The sequence below is a fragment of the Flavobacterium artemisiae genome, assembly GCF_042678225.1.
Taxonomy (GTDB): domain Bacteria; phylum Bacteroidota; class Bacteroidia; order Flavobacteriales; family Flavobacteriaceae; genus Flavobacterium; species Flavobacterium artemisiae.
In genome coordinates this window covers 92,446-106,795 of record NZ_JBHUDZ010000007.1, presented here as the reverse complement: position 1 = coordinate 106,795, position 14,350 = coordinate 92,446, and the positions used below count along the sequence as shown (strand labels likewise).

Here is a 14,350-nt window from a genome sequence, read left to right as displayed (position 1 = left end):
TTCGCTATCGCGAAAACGCAGAAAAAAACGAATTTTAGTTTTAAGAGTTTAAAAAAAATCAGCCTAAATCCGTGTCTTCGTGATAGCGAATCCGTTTTATCAGCGAACAATTTAGTCTCAACTTAAATACCTTATATCACTTATATGGTTTAAAATATTTAAATATGTTTAAATTATTTAAAGTTGAAATTGCCATTAAAAAAGCCGAACTTTGTGTTTCAATATTACTCTATGAATTCTGCACTGTTTTACGGTATTTTACAAAAACGATTTCCATTTGCACCCACTTACAAACAGGATATTTTTTTTCAAAAAATCGCTATTTTCTTAACGGAACCAAAAAACGATACCATTTTTGTATTGAAAGGTTATGCGGGTACAGGAAAAACAACCTTGATTTCGACCATTGTAAATAATCTGGGAGACATTAATAAAAAATATGTTTTGCTGGCCCCAACAGGACGCGCGGCAAAAGTAATTGCGAATTATTCGAATAATTCAGCATTTACGATTCATAAAAAGATCTATTTTCCGAAGAAATCTTCTGGAGGCGGTGTAGCATTTACGAAACAAGTCAACAAACATAAAAATACTGTTTTTATTGTCGATGAAGCTTCGATGATTTCGGACAGCAATTTAGACAGCGGTTCTCTTCTCGATGATTTGATTAATTATGTGTATTCTGGAAATAACTGTAAAATGATTCTTTTAGGAGATACAGCACAGTTGCCGCCCGTAAATTTAGATATAAGTCCAGCGCTCGATATTCAGACTTTAGGAGTGCATTATGATAAAGAAATTGATCATATCGAACTAGATGAAGTAATGCGTCAGGAAGAAAGTTCTGGAATTTTATTCAATGCAACTGAATTGCGTGAATTACTGAAAGAGAGTTTTATTACAGAATTTAAATTCAACGTAAAAAAGTTTAAAGATATCGTTCGTTTAACAGACGGTTACGACATTCAAGATGCTATAAATACAGCGTACAGCGATTGGAGTATTGAAGATACGGCGTTTATTGTGCGTTCTAACAAAAGAGCCAATCAATATAACGAACAGATTCGAAGCCGCATTTTATTTAAAGAAAGTGAACTTTCTGTCGGCGATTTTCTGATGGTTGTAAAAAACAATTATTTCTGGCTGAAAGAAACCGACGAAGCCGGATTTATTGCCAACGGAGATATTATCGAAGTTTTAGAAATGTTCGGAATCAAAGAATTATACGGATTTAAATTCGCGAAAGTAAAAATCAGAATGGTCGATTATCCAAATCAAAAACCTTTTGAAACCGTTTTGATTTTAGATACTTTAACGAGCGAATCTCCTTCTTTAACCTATGAAGAATCGAATCGTTTGTACGAAGAAGTTATGAAGGATTATGAAGAGGAAACAACGAAATACAAGAGATTGCAAAAAGTAAAAGAAAACGAATATTTTAACGGTTTACAAGTTAAATTCTCCTACGCCATAACGTGTCATAAATCGCAAGGAGGGCAGTGGAACACCGTTTTTATAGAACAACCGTACCTCCCAAACGGAATTGACCGCGATTACATCAGATGGCTTTATACAGCAATGACACGTGCCAAAAATAAGTTATATTTGATAGGCTTTAAAGACGAGAGTTTTGAGGAATAAAAACACTAAATTCACGAATCAGCACCAATTTTTTTAATTTAAATTAGTGTAAATCTGTGAAATTTGTGTTTAAATATTTTTTATAATGACAACACTAAACGACTTACATTCGATTTCGTCTTCGTTTTCGAATACCGATAAAATGCCTGTTCTTTTTTTAGGACACGGCAGTCCGATGAATGCTATTGAAGAAAATCAGTTTGTGGCTGGTTTTCGTGATTTGGCTAAAACATTACCGCAGCCAAACGCTATTTTATGTGTTTCGGCGCATTGGTATACAAAAGGAACAAAAGTTACTTCAATGGAAATGCCGAGAACGATTCATGATTTTGGAGGTTTCCCGCAGGCACTTTTTGATGTGCAATATCCTGCAAAAGGAAGTCCGCAACTTGCAGTTGAAACACAGAAAATCCTAGATCCAGTTATGGTCGAATTAGACGAACATTGGGGATTGGATCATGGTGCTTGGAGCGTCATTAAACATTTATATCCGGATGCAGATGTTCCCGTGATTCAATTAAGTATCGATTATACCAAATCAGGACAATATCATTTTGAATTGGCACAAAAACTTCAAGCTTTACGTTACAAAGGGGTTTTGATTATCGGAAGCGGTAATATTGTTCACAATCTTCGAATGGTTGATTTCAGGAATTTTGATAAAGATAATTATGGTTATGACTGGGCAATTGAAGCGCGTCAAACCGTAAACAATCATTTGTTAAATGGCGATTTTCAATCTTTAGTCAATTTTGAAAAATTAAATAAAGCAGTTCAGTTGGCTGTTCCAACGCCAGAACATTATTTGCCATTATTGTATACTTTAGGCTTAAAAGACAAAACTGATGATTTGAGTTTGTTTAACGACAAATTATTGGCAGGTTCTTTAAGTATGACTTCGGTAAAAATTATGTAAAAAAAACTCTGTGAATCTCAGTGCAAATCTTTGCGAATCTCTGTGTTATAATTTCACAAAGCAGCGCAAAGATTTTTCGCAAAGATTCGCTAAAAAAAATAAAAAGATATAAAAAATGAAAATAATAGCGGTAATTCCGGCACGATATGCTTCAACACGTTTTCCTGCAAAACTAATGCAGGATTTAGGAGGTAAATCAGTAATTTTAAGAACGTATGAAGCTGCGGTTTCGACAAACTTATTCCAAGATGTTTTTGTAGTAACCGATTCTGATTTAATTTTTAATGAAATTATTTCAAATGGCGGAAAAGCCATTATGAGCATCAAAGAGCACGAATCTGGAAGCGACCGAATTGCCGAAGCCATTGCGGACCTTGATGTTGATATTGTAGTAAATGTACAAGGTGACGAACCTTTTACAGAAGCTGAACCTTTAGCGCAAGTTTTATCTGTTTTTAAAAACGATCCAGAAAAGAAAGTAGATTTAGCTTCGTTAATGCGTGAAATTAAAAACGAAGACGAAATCAACAATCCGAATAATGTGAAAGTGGTGGTCGATCAGTCGCAGTTTGCATTGTATTTTTCAAGATCTGTAATTCCATATCCGAGAGAGAGAAATGTTGGAGTTCGTTATTTTCAGCATATCGGGATTTATGCTTTTAGAAAACAGGCTTTATTAGACTTTTACAGCCTTCCTATGAAAACTTTAGAAGCTTCTGAGAAATTGGAACAGCTTCGCTATTTAGAATTCGGAAAACGTATTAAAATGGTCGAAACTAAGCATGTGAGTATTGGTATTGATACAGCCGAGGATTTAGAGAAGGCGAGAGCTATGTTGAGAGATATTTAGTTTTTTAAGTTGCAAAGTTGCAAAGTTACAGAGGTGCAGAGTTACAGAGGTGCAGAGTTACAAAGTTGCAAAGTTTCAGCGTTAGTACTATTCACAATCTTGTCATCCCGAGGAACGAGGGATCTCCACAAGAAACTCCATAAAGTGAATCGTCAATCTTTGTCGAGCTACTTGCGGAGATTTCTCCTTCCGTCGAAATGACAACTTTGTATAATGAAATAAAAAAAAGCTCCTTTGGAGCTTTTTTTTATTATGGTAAAATCTAAAATCTAAAATCTCTAATACAGAGCAGGAAATTTAGAAGGATTAACTTCATTCATCATGCTGTAAATTTTCTCGTAAATATCTTCAGCAGAAGGTTTAGAGAAATAATCGCCATCAGTTCCGTATGCAGGTCTGTGTGCTTTTGCAGCTAAAGTTTGTGGTTTGCTGTCTAAGTATTTGTAAGCGTCTTGCTCTTCTAAAATTTGTTGTAGAATATATGCTGATGCACCTCCAGGAACATCTTCGTCAATTACTAAAAGACGATTTGTTTTGGCAATACTTTTTACAATATCTTTATTTATGTCAAACGGAAGCAGAGATTGAATATCAATAACTTCGCAGTCAATTCCTTGTTCTGCCAATTCGTTAGCGGCTTGCTGCACCAATCTTAAAGTCGAACCATAAGAAACTAATGTAATATCGGTACCTTCTCTTAAAGTTTCAACAACTCCGATTGGTGTTTTAAATTCACCAAAATTAAGAGGAGTTTTTTCTTTTAGACGGTAACCGTTAAGACATTCAATAATCAAAGCCGGTTCATCACATTCAAGAAGCGTGTTATAGAAACCTGCCGCTTGTGTCATATCTCTCGGAACCAAAACGTGAATACCACGAATCGCATTGATAATCATTCCCATTGGAGAACCAGAATGCCAGATACCTTCCAAACGGTGTCCACGAGTTCTAATGATTAGCGGCGCTTTTTGTTTTCCAACTGTTCTATATTGAAGTGTAGCCAAATCATCACTCATGATTTGAATAGCATACAATAAATAATCTAAATATTGAATTTCGGCAATCGGGCGTAAACCTCTCAAAGCCATTCCGATTCCCTGACCGATAATAGTCGCTTCACGAATTCCAACATCGGCAACACGAAGTTCTCCGTATTTTTCCTGCATTCCTTCAAGACCTTGATTTACGTCTCCAATGTTTCCAACATCTTCACCAAAAATTAAAGTTTCAGGATATTTTGCAAATAAAGCATCAAAATTATCACGAAGAATCATTCTTCCGTCCAAATCTGGTATTGCATTTTCTGCATATTTTGGAAGTACTTTTTCAACAGAAAATACATTCTGTGCTGATTCTGAATGTTGATTACTGCTGAATTTTTCTTGAGTTTCGTTCAGGAATTTTGTTATCCATTTTGATAAAAGTTCTTTACTGTTTGGAACTTCAATAAAACGAAGAATTTTTCTAGCGTAAACTAATATTTCTTTTTTCAGAGGCGCTTTTATAGCAGCTAACTCGGAAATTAACTTTTTAATTCTTTCTTTATGATTGATACTTGCTTCTGCAATCTGCTCCAATAAAACCAGAAGGTTTTTCTGGTCTTCAATAATCGGATTAATAAAGTCGTTCCAAGCTTCTTTTTTAGCTTCAAGAACATCTTTTTTCAATTGGAAATCAAGTTCTGCCAGTTCTTCTGGAGAAGCAATATTAATCGCAATCATCCATAAACGCATTTGGCGAATACAGTCAAAATCTCTTTCCCAAGCCAATCTTTCTGCGCTTTTGTATCTTTCGTGAGAACCAGAAGTAGAGTGACCTTGTGGCTGCGTCAATTCGTTAACATGAATTAAAACCGGCACGTGTTCTTCACGTGCAATAGCGCCGGCTCTTTCATAAGTCGAAATTAACTCTGCGTAATCCCAGCCTTTAACTCTAATGATTTCATAACCTTTAGAATCTTCATCGCGCTGATATCCTTTTAAAATTTCAGATATATTTTCTTTAGTAGTCTGGTGTTTCGCGTGAACAGAAATTCCGTATTCATCATCCCAAATACTCATTACCATTGGTACTTGTAAAACTCCTGCAGCATTTATAGTTTCAAAAAATAAACCTTCAGAAGTACTGGCATTACCAATAGTTCCCCAAGCAACTTCGTCTCCGTTTACAGAAAATTTATCCTTAATAGTAATTCCGTCAACGTTTCTGTAAATTTTAGAAGCCTGTGCCAAACCTAATAATCTAGGCATTTGTCCTGCAGTAGGCGATATATCTGAGCTTGAATTTTTTTGTTTTGTCAAATCTTTCCAAGAACCGTCTTCGTTTAAACTGTGGGTTACAAAGTGTCCGCCCATTTGTCTTCCCGCAGACATCGGATCAAAGTCTAGATCTGTATGACCATATAAACCAGCAAAAAACTGTTTGGCGTTAAGTTCGCCGATAGCCATCATAAAAGTTTGGTCTCTGTAGTATCCAGATCGGAAATCACCGTTTTTAAAAGCCTTAGCCATTGCTAACTGTGGTACTTCCTTACCATCACCAAAAATTCCAAATTTTGCCTTTCCGGTTAATACTTCTTTTCGACCTAGAAGACTACATTCGCGACTTGTAACCGCTATTCTGTAGTCATTCAATACCGCAGTTTTGAAATCTTCAAATGTCAAAGTAGTATTGTTCATTTCTTTTATCATAATCGTAAAGGGTCATATTTATGACGCGAAATTACTTAAAAACAATCAATAATCATAATTCTTTAAAATAAATATAATTTAATTATTTGTATTTAAAACGAAAAAACTACGTATTTTATTTATGTTATTTTTATTGTTTTTCTATTTTTGTTATTAATAATTTATGTTTTTGATTAAAATTTATTTAATTAAAACCATTTTCGGGTAAAAAGAGTGACTAATGTTTTGGGAGAAAAAGTGATAATAAATCTAACTTTTTCATTGTATTTTGGCTGCGATATTTCCCATCCATTATTTGAATAAACAGGGAAATAAAGTTCAAAATAATCAGGAACCAAATTCAAACGTACTCCAGTATCATAAGCAAAAAATTCATTTTGATGCTTTCTTTTTAAGAAACCAATATCTCCATAAAGCTCAATCCAGTTCCAAACAGCATAACTAGCATTTAATGTTGTCATCCATTGATTGGCAAATGCGGGCTTTAACTGCGACTTAAAACCACCTTCTGCAATTACATACTGCTGGCTGAAAAAACCAGAACTTTCAGATCTTCCAAAAAGATTATAATCATACAAATAATCAGTAGGTCTGTCTAAACCAAAACTAAAATAATCTGAATTTGTTGTGTTTTTAATAAAGGTTCCTGCAAAAAACCTAAGATTTAGTTTTCGGTTATTTTCAAATAAATGTCTGTATTCTATTTCTCCTGAAACCTTAGAAAATCCGCTCGAAAACTGCAAATCTCCCATCACATTAAAATGATTAATAAGTTCTGTTTTGGTGTTAGAATAACGAAGATCGAAAACCGAATAATTAGGTTTTGAATTATCGGTAATAAAATCGCTGGCTTCACGATTTACAATAACTTGTCTCAATAAAATGAGTTGTTTTTTATTGTCTCTAAAGTCTCTTTCGCGTATGCGGAACTGCACCATCGGATTCAATCTCAAGTATGTAGCATCTGGTGCATAATGAAAATAATTTTGACTGATCGAATAACGAACGTTATACAACAGACTATTTCTATAATATTCGCTCCAAGAAAACGCAGAAGAACCAGACAAAGTTCCAGCTTTTATAGAATAAGCAGGATTAACATCAAAAATAAAAGGTTTATCTAATATGGTTTTATTACTAAAACGAATTCCCGGCGTAATTCCGTCATAATAATTATAATAAATCGTCGGAAGATATAATATTTGATTGTAATAAGGATCTTCAAGATCTTTAGCAAAATTGAATTTAATCGGACGATTTAAGGAAACATGTTTTAAAGATTTCCAGTTGTTTCTTTGGTTAAACTCAGGCACTTCATTATCGTAATTAATCACGATTTTGTCCGCCTTTTTTCTAGAAAATTCATAAACAGAATCTAGGTTTTTAGGTTCTATCCATTCCTTAAAAACGACATTGTTCTTTTTAACTCCGTAAATCGGAATCGGTGCATAAATGCCTGTTTTGTTTTTAATCGAGAATTTTATGCTGTCTGCTGTTCTAGAAACGTGTGTAAATTTGTAATCAATAATGTCGCGCGAATCAATGATAGTTTTAAAAAACCAATCAATATTTTTGGGACTGTTTTGGATCAAAATTTTCTCAAAATCATAACGATTCGTTTGTGCGTTTTTATTGAGATTATAAAATTGCTGAATACTTTCGGGAACAATATTTTGATTCAAATAATCATCCAAGTAACTCAAACTTAAACCAGCGCGGTATTTGCTCGCAATTTGTTCGTTAAATTTAATTAAGGTGTTTTTAGGATCGCCAAGAGGCTGATCCAGATTTTTACGAGCCATCAGCATATAATAATAGCTGTATTGTTCGTTAAAAGTCAGATTTGTAATGTTGTAGCTTTTAAACAATTTCATGTCAGAAAGTCGTCCAAGCATTTTTTTATCCAGATGATTTTCCTCCATATATTTCATCATCACATAAATCTGGATTCCGTCATAAACCCAATTGTCTTTTCTTGGATCTAGTTTAAGGCTTGTTTTAAGATAATTGCTTAAAAAAGTCTTTAGAAAAGTAATTTCAAACATGAAATCATCAGGAAACGGGCTTATAAAAGAAGGCAGCTGATTTAATCCATAAAATGGATTTCGATCATAATCAGCCTGCGAAACCGTGATTTTTTCATACGGATATTGACCAATGAAATTTTCGGCAAATGAAGTAACGCGGTTAATAATTATAGCCTTTTGAAACTCATCTAGTTTCTTGTTTTTTAAATCCGTCAAAACTTCCAATCTGCCATTATTATAGCTTCTGAAATTGTTTTGTTTTTCTATATAAAGGCCGAAATCAGATCTGTTGTTTCCAATAAAAGAATAAATAGTAAAATCTGAATTCGATACGTTTTTTGAAACCGAATTTAAATCCGTTGCAATAGTATATTGATTTGGAACTTTTATTTCAACTTCATAATCAGAAGTTCCATTAGCAATATCATCCAAATTAAAGTTGTTGTATTTTATAAAAGAATGATTCTCAAAACGAGCAGGCGTCAAGAACCAGTTTTTCAATGCCATACCGCCTTTTTGATCAAAGCCGTAATGCGTAAATTTCTCATTTGGAATCTTAGAAATATACGTCAGATGCAGATTGATTTTCTCATTGGGAGCCAATTTTTGATTCAATCGAACAATAATGTAATCAGGATTTTTATCAGTGCGTTCCCATTCTAACGCTGTGAAATCAGTATCTGTAAGATTTAGAATCGTGGTATTTCCGCGATCTGCTGCTTTCGCCAAATGAAAACCTCTATAAAATTCATCCGAAAAGCGTTTTGCCAGCGGCGTATTTTTGTCTGCAAACGCATTATTCCAATCATTCAAAACAATCGAATCCAAAGAATCATTCGAAGTATTATGAAAAATAATATCCTGTTTTACGTTTAGTGTTTTAAGCTCAACATTCACCGCCACTTCCATCTTAGTTTGATGTTGCGCTGTAAGTTTTATCGAAAAAAATAAAACTAAAAAGTAGGTTATAATTTTATAAAATGATTTCAAGAATGGCTTACAATTTTGGATATTTGGAGTTGAAAATGATTTAGGATTTTTGTAAAAATAATATAAAAAAAGCTGTTTAAAAAAACAGCTCTTAATTTTTATGGTATTTAATAAAATTTAACCATATAAGTCATGTAAGTTCATTTCATATTAGGGACTTTCCCAGTAAACTTATAATTTCTTATATCACATATATGGTTTTAAAATTTTAGAAATTTGGGCTTAAATCGTATTTTTTATAGAATTTATCCAAAACATCAACAACTTCATCTTCTGTGTCTACGATTTTAAATAAATTCAAATCTTCTGGGCTTACAGTATGCATTTTTTCAACCAAGACCGTTTTTACCCATTCGATCAATCCAGACCAGAATTCAACGCCAACCAAAATAATTGGGAATTTTCCAATTTTCTTAGTCTGAATTAAAGTGATCGCTTCAAACATTTCGTCCAAAGTTCCAAATCCTCCAGGCATCACCACAAAACCTTGCGAATACTTAACAAACATCACTTTTCTCACAAAGAAGTAGTCAAAATTCAGGTTTTTATCATGATCGATATAAGGATTAAAATGCTGTTCAAACGGAAGTTCGATATTCAAACCAACCGAAGTTCCGCCTCCCAAATGTGCACCTTTGTTACCAGCTTCCATAATTCCCGGACCTCCTCCCGTAATTACGCCGTAACCCGCTTTACTAATTTTATAAGCTATTTTTTCAGCCAGTAAATAATATTTATCATCTGGTTTAGTTCTGGCAGAACCAAAAATAGAAACACAAGGCCCAATACGTCCCATTGCTTCGTAACCATTTACAAACTCAGACATAATCTTAAAGATTGCCCAGCTGTCATTGGTTCTAATTTCATTCCACGTCTTTTGTTTCAAACGATCCTGAATTACTTTATCTTCATCATTATCAAAATCTTCTAATCTCATTTTAGGTATTTTAATTTATTATTTTGTTTCATTATGTTTTTGATTGGTATAAGGAGCCATTTCCTGCTGTTCCTTCCAATCTTTTGTGTCTCGTTAGAAAAAAACGAGACACAAAAGGATTTTCCCTTCCATCAGGGCTAGGGCAATAGGTTTCGAATAAACAATTGGTTCAATCGAAAAATCTTTTTTAAACTTTGAATTTTTCAAAAAGCGGACACTAAATTAACGCTTTTTTCTAGAATTGTTATAGAAATACGTAATTATTAGATTGTAAAAGTGGATAGATAAAATATGCGATATCTATTTGTTCTCAATATCAATAATTTGTGAGATTAAAAATACTGTTTTAGTAATAATTTATTTTTCGGGTCATTTTTGTATCGAAAGATCCATTTTTAAAAATTACAATCGAAGTCCAGTTATTGTTTGTGTCGTACTGATAGCTTTGCTCTAAGGCGAAAATATTTTGATTACTCTCCTTATCTGTTAAGATATCAGATATGAGATTATTATTTTTGTCGTATTTACATTTTCGGATTGCTTTATCATAAGTCAATTCAATAAGATTATTGTTGATGTCAAATTTAAAAGTTTGCGTATCAGGTTCATCAAGATGAGTAGCAGTAATTGAAGTAATTTTACTGAAATTGTCATATTTTAGATTAGTTGATTTATCTATGCTTTTATCTGTGTAAAAATGATCAAATTTTGAAATTTCCCCTTTTTTGTTTAAGTAATAAACATTTTTCCTGAAATTAGGATTAATTGTTATTGAATCCTTTTTTAATTCTTTCGTATTATGATTATTGCTTTCAAAATGATAAATTTTTTCTGTAACTCGATCTATTGTATGCTCATAAATAAATAAATCTCCAGCAAGATATGGCATGTTTTCTACGATGCTGTATTGATACATTTTTGCTAATTTATTTTTTTCAAAATATTCGTAATTTTCAATGTGTATTTCTGAAATTATTTGTTTTAAATTATAATTAGTTAATGACTTTCTTATGATATTTTGATTGTGATCATAAATAATACTATCTATGGAATATAATCTTTCTGATTTGTCACTCTCAATTTCATATCGTTGTCTAGTAATTACTTCTTTAGAATAATTGAAAAGAAACTTTTCATTTCGATAAAAATCCTCAGTCAGAGCTATTTTACCTTCGAAAGTAAATTCTAGATAATAAGTTTTTGCTTCATTGTCATTGTAATAACAACTAATGTTTTTAATGGATTTTCTATTTTTTAGATCTAAGTCTTTTACGGTAATAGGGAAATAGGCTTCATTAAGAAACTGATAATTTGGTGTTGGATTGATTTTGAAATTTTTTGTTTCAACCCGATATTGATTTTTGGGATAGTTAAAAATCTCTATTTGCTGACTTAATATAGTTTGGCTTACAAGTATTAAAACGAAAAAAAAGTTCTTCATGATTTTAAAGTATTACTCCAATTCTTTTTTCAAAAACTTAGCCGTATAACTTTTTTTATTCTTGGCAACCTCTTCAGGAGTACCTTTGGCAACCAATTGTCCGCCGCCTTTTCCGCCTTCAGGACCAATGTCGATAATATAATCCGCAAGTTTAATTACGTCCATATTATGTTCGATAATTAAGATTGTATTTCCTTTATCAACTAATTTATTGATCACTTCCATTAAAACGCGAATATCTTCAAAGTGCAGACCAGTTGTAGGTTCGTCCAGAATATAAAACGTATTTCCAGTATCTTTTTTTGATAATTCTCCTGCTAGTTTTATACGTTGCGCTTCACCGCCAGAAAGTGTTGTACTTTGCTGCCCAAGCGTAATATAACCCAAACCAACATCTTGAATCGTTTTGATTTTTCTATAAATCTTTGGAATATTTTCAAAAAACGGAACCGCTTCGTCAACCGTCATATCCAAAACATCAGAAATTGATTTTCCTTTATATCTAATTTCTAAAGTTTCTCTATTAAAACGTTTTCCTTGACAAGTTTCACATTCAACATAAACGTCTGGAAGAAAGTTCATTTCGATAGTTCTTACACCAGAACCTTCGCAAGTTTCGCATCTTCCGCCTTTTACATTAAAGCTGAAACGCCCTGCTTTATAACCTCGAATCATACTTTCGGAAGTCATAGTAAACAGGTTTCTAATTTCTGTAAAAACTTCTGTATAAGTCGCTGGATTTGAACGCGGTGTTCTACCAATCGGACTTTGATCAATATCAATTACTTTATCAATATGTTCTAAACCTTCAATTTTCTTGTAAGGTTGCGGTTTTTTTACTCCGTTAAAATAATAGGCGTTTAGAATCGGGTAGAGGGTTTCGTTAATTAAAGTCGATTTCCCGCTTCCAGAAACTCCCGTAACGCAAGTCATTTGTCCCAGCGGAATCTCAATTGAAACATTTTTTAGATTGTTTCCTGTTGCACCCGTTAATTTTAAAAATTTGCCATTTCCTTTACGTCGCTCTTTCGGAATATCAAATTTCATTTTACCATTCAAATATTGAGCAGTAATCGTATTTGATGCCAGAGTTTCTTTTGGAGTTCCGATGCTGATAATTTCTCCGCCGTATTTTCCAGCTTTTGGACCAATATCTATTACATAATCAGCGGTTTCTATCATGTCTTTGTCGTGTTCAACCACAATGACAGAGTTTCCAATATCGCGTAATTGTTCTAACGAATGAATCAATTTTTCGTTATCTCTCTGGTGTAAACCAATACTTGGCTCATCTAGAATATATAAAACGCCAACCAATTGCGAACCAATTTGTGTTGCCAGACGTATACGCTGTGCTTCACCACCAGAAAGTGATTTTGAACTTCGGCTTAAAGCCAGATAATTCAAACCAACATTCATTAAAAAGTTCAGACGATCTTTGATTTCTTTTACAACTTCAGATGCAATTAAAAGCTGTTTGTCAGTCAAATGATTTTCTAAATCCAGAAACCAAGCCGTTAGATCTGAAATATCCATATCACACAATTCAGTGATATTTTTTCCATTCACTCTAAAAAATAAAGCTTCTTTTTTTAAACGAGAGCCTTCGCAAACAGGACATGGAATTTCATCCATAAAATCTTTTGCCCAGCGTTTGATGCTTGTTGTAGCACTTTCGTCATATTGATTTTTGATGAAATGAGAAATTCCTTCAAAATCAATTTTATAATCGCGCGTAACGCCCAAATCTTTTGAGCTTACAGTAAATTTATCTTTTCCGCCATGAAGAATCATATTCATAGCTTCTTCTGGAATTTTCTCGATTGGATCGGTGATTTTAAAACCAAATTTTTCACCAATTGTTTCTAACTGCTTAAAAATCCAAGATGATTTATATTCCCCAAGCGGTGCAAAACCTCCTGCTTTTATCGATAGTTTCGGATTCGGAATAATCTTTTTGACGTTAATTTCATGAACAGTTCCCAGTCCGTTACAATGCGGGCACGCACCTTTTGGAGAGTTGAACGAGAATAAATTCGGCTCTGGATTTTGGTAAGATATTCCGGTTGAAGGACACATTAAATTTCTACTGAAATAACGTACTTCATTAGAATCCTGATCTAAAACCATTAAAACATCTTCGCCGTGATGCATCGCCGTATTGATACTTTCTGCCAATCTTTTTTGATTGTCTGGTGTATCTTCAATCAACATTCTGTCGACTACAATTTCGATATCGTGAGTTTTGTAACGGTCTAGTTTCATTCCAGAAACCAGATCTTGAACTTCGCCATTTACACGGACTTTTAGAAAACCTTGTTTGGTAATCTGCTGAAATAATTCAGCATAATGTCCTTTTCTGGCTTTAATTACAGGAGCCAGAATATTGATACGTTTTCCGTTAAAATCTTTTATAATTAATTCTCTGATTTGCTCATCAGAATACGAAACCATTTTTTCGCCTGTATTGTAACTGTATGCGTCTGCGCCACGTGCATAAAGAAGACGAAGGAAATCGTAAATTTCTGTAATAGTCCCAACGGTAGAACGCGGACTTTTACTGGTCGTTTTTTGTTCAATCGCAATTACAGGCGAAAGTCCGTCTATTTTATCTACATCGGGACGTTCCAATCCACCAAGAAATTGTCTTGCATAGGCCGAAAAAGTTTCGACATAACGACGCTGACCTTCGGCATAAATGGTGTCAAATGCCAAAGATGATTTCCCAGAGCCCGATAAACCAGTAATTACAACTAGTTTTTCTCTAGGTATAGAAATGTCGATATTTTTTAGATTGTGAACTCTTGCGCCGAGAACTTCGATAGTGTTGTCTTTTTCTAACATAATTTTGAGCAAAA

Annotated in this window: 8 protein-coding genes; 3 read left to right on the top strand and 5 right to left on the bottom strand. The window is 33.4% G+C overall.

All coding sequences use genetic code 11. The features are described from left to right. The first annotated feature begins 231 nt into the window (after positions 1-231). The 3 genes from ACFSC2_RS05685 (at position 232) to kdsB (ending at position 3,407) form a co-directional block, all read left to right on the top strand. Positions 232-1,641, top strand: a complete 1,410-nt coding sequence (locus tag ACFSC2_RS05685; RefSeq protein WP_379816441.1) for an ATP-dependent DNA helicase — start codon at positions 232-234, stop codon at positions 1,639-1,641. Between the two features lie 85 nt (positions 1,642-1,726). Further along, positions 1,727-2,557, top strand: coding sequence for a 4,5-DOPA-extradiol-dioxygenase (gene ygiD / locus ACFSC2_RS05680; protein ID WP_379816440.1), 831 nt, complete (start codon positions 1,727-1,729; stop codon positions 2,555-2,557). Between the two features lie 115 nt (positions 2,558-2,672). Beyond that, entirely contained in the window at positions 2,673-3,407 is a 735-nt protein-coding gene (gene kdsB, locus ACFSC2_RS05675; RefSeq protein ID WP_379816439.1) for a 3-deoxy-manno-octulosonate cytidylyltransferase, read from the top strand. 278 nt (positions 3,408-3,685) lie between these two features. Here the strand turns inward: kdsB and ACFSC2_RS05670 are convergent, their stop codons facing one another. The 5 genes from ACFSC2_RS05670 to uvrA form a co-directional block, all read right to left on the bottom strand. Next, positions 3,686-6,097 (bottom strand): alpha-ketoacid dehydrogenase subunit alpha/beta, encoded by a 2,412-nt coding sequence (locus ACFSC2_RS05670; protein WP_379816438.1) that lies wholly within the window; start codon positions 6,095-6,097, stop codon positions 3,686-3,688. 188 nt (positions 6,098-6,285) lie between these two features. Next, positions 6,286-9,033, bottom strand: a complete 2,748-nt coding sequence (locus ACFSC2_RS05665; protein WP_379816437.1) for a gluzincin family metallopeptidase — start codon at positions 9,031-9,033, stop codon at positions 6,286-6,288. Positions 9,034-9,322: 289 nt separating this feature from the next. Next, on the bottom strand, positions 9,323-10,051 hold the full coding sequence (locus ACFSC2_RS05660; protein WP_057116425.1) for an LOG family protein: 729 nt from the start codon (positions 10,049-10,051) through the stop codon (positions 9,323-9,325). A 346-nt stretch (positions 10,052-10,397) separates the two neighbouring features. Next, a complete protein-coding gene (locus tag ACFSC2_RS05655) occupies positions 10,398-11,492 on the bottom strand; it encodes a hypothetical protein (protein ID WP_379816436.1) in 1,095 nt (364 codons plus the stop codon). 12 nt (positions 11,493-11,504) lie between these two features. After that, positions 11,505-14,336: an excinuclease ABC subunit UvrA gene (gene uvrA, locus ACFSC2_RS05650; protein ID WP_379816435.1), complete on the bottom strand. Its 2,832-nt coding sequence runs from the start codon at positions 14,334-14,336 to the stop codon at positions 11,505-11,507. Between the last annotated feature and the right edge of the window lie 14 nt (positions 14,337-14,350).

Bases quoted from the DNA above. Each gene is read 5' to 3' on its own strand.
- ACFSC2_RS05685 (WP_379816441.1), top strand. From the start codon at position 232: ATGAATTCTGCACTGTTTTACGGTATTTTACAAAAACGATTTCCATTT.
- ygiD (WP_379816440.1), top strand. From the start codon at position 1,727: ATGACAACACTAAACGACTTACATTCGATTTCGTCTTCGTTTTCGAAT.
- kdsB (WP_379816439.1), top strand. From the start codon at position 2,673: ATGAAAATAATAGCGGTAATTCCGGCACGATATGCTTCAACACGTTTT.
- ACFSC2_RS05670 (WP_379816438.1), bottom strand. From the start codon at position 6,097: ATGATAAAAGAAATGAACAATACTACTTTGACATTTGAAGATTTCAAA.
- ACFSC2_RS05665 (WP_379816437.1), bottom strand. From the start codon at position 9,033: ATGGAAGTGGCGGTGAATGTTGAGCTTAAAACACTAAACGTAAAACAG.
- ACFSC2_RS05660 (WP_057116425.1), bottom strand. From the start codon at position 10,051: ATGAGATTAGAAGATTTTGATAATGATGAAGATAAAGTAATTCAGGAT.
- ACFSC2_RS05655 (WP_379816436.1), bottom strand. From the start codon at position 11,492: ATGAAGAACTTTTTTTTCGTTTTAATACTTGTAAGCCAAACTATATTA.
- uvrA (WP_379816435.1), bottom strand. From the start codon at position 14,336: ATGTTAGAAAAAGACAACACTATCGAAGTTCTCGGCGCAAGAGTTCAC.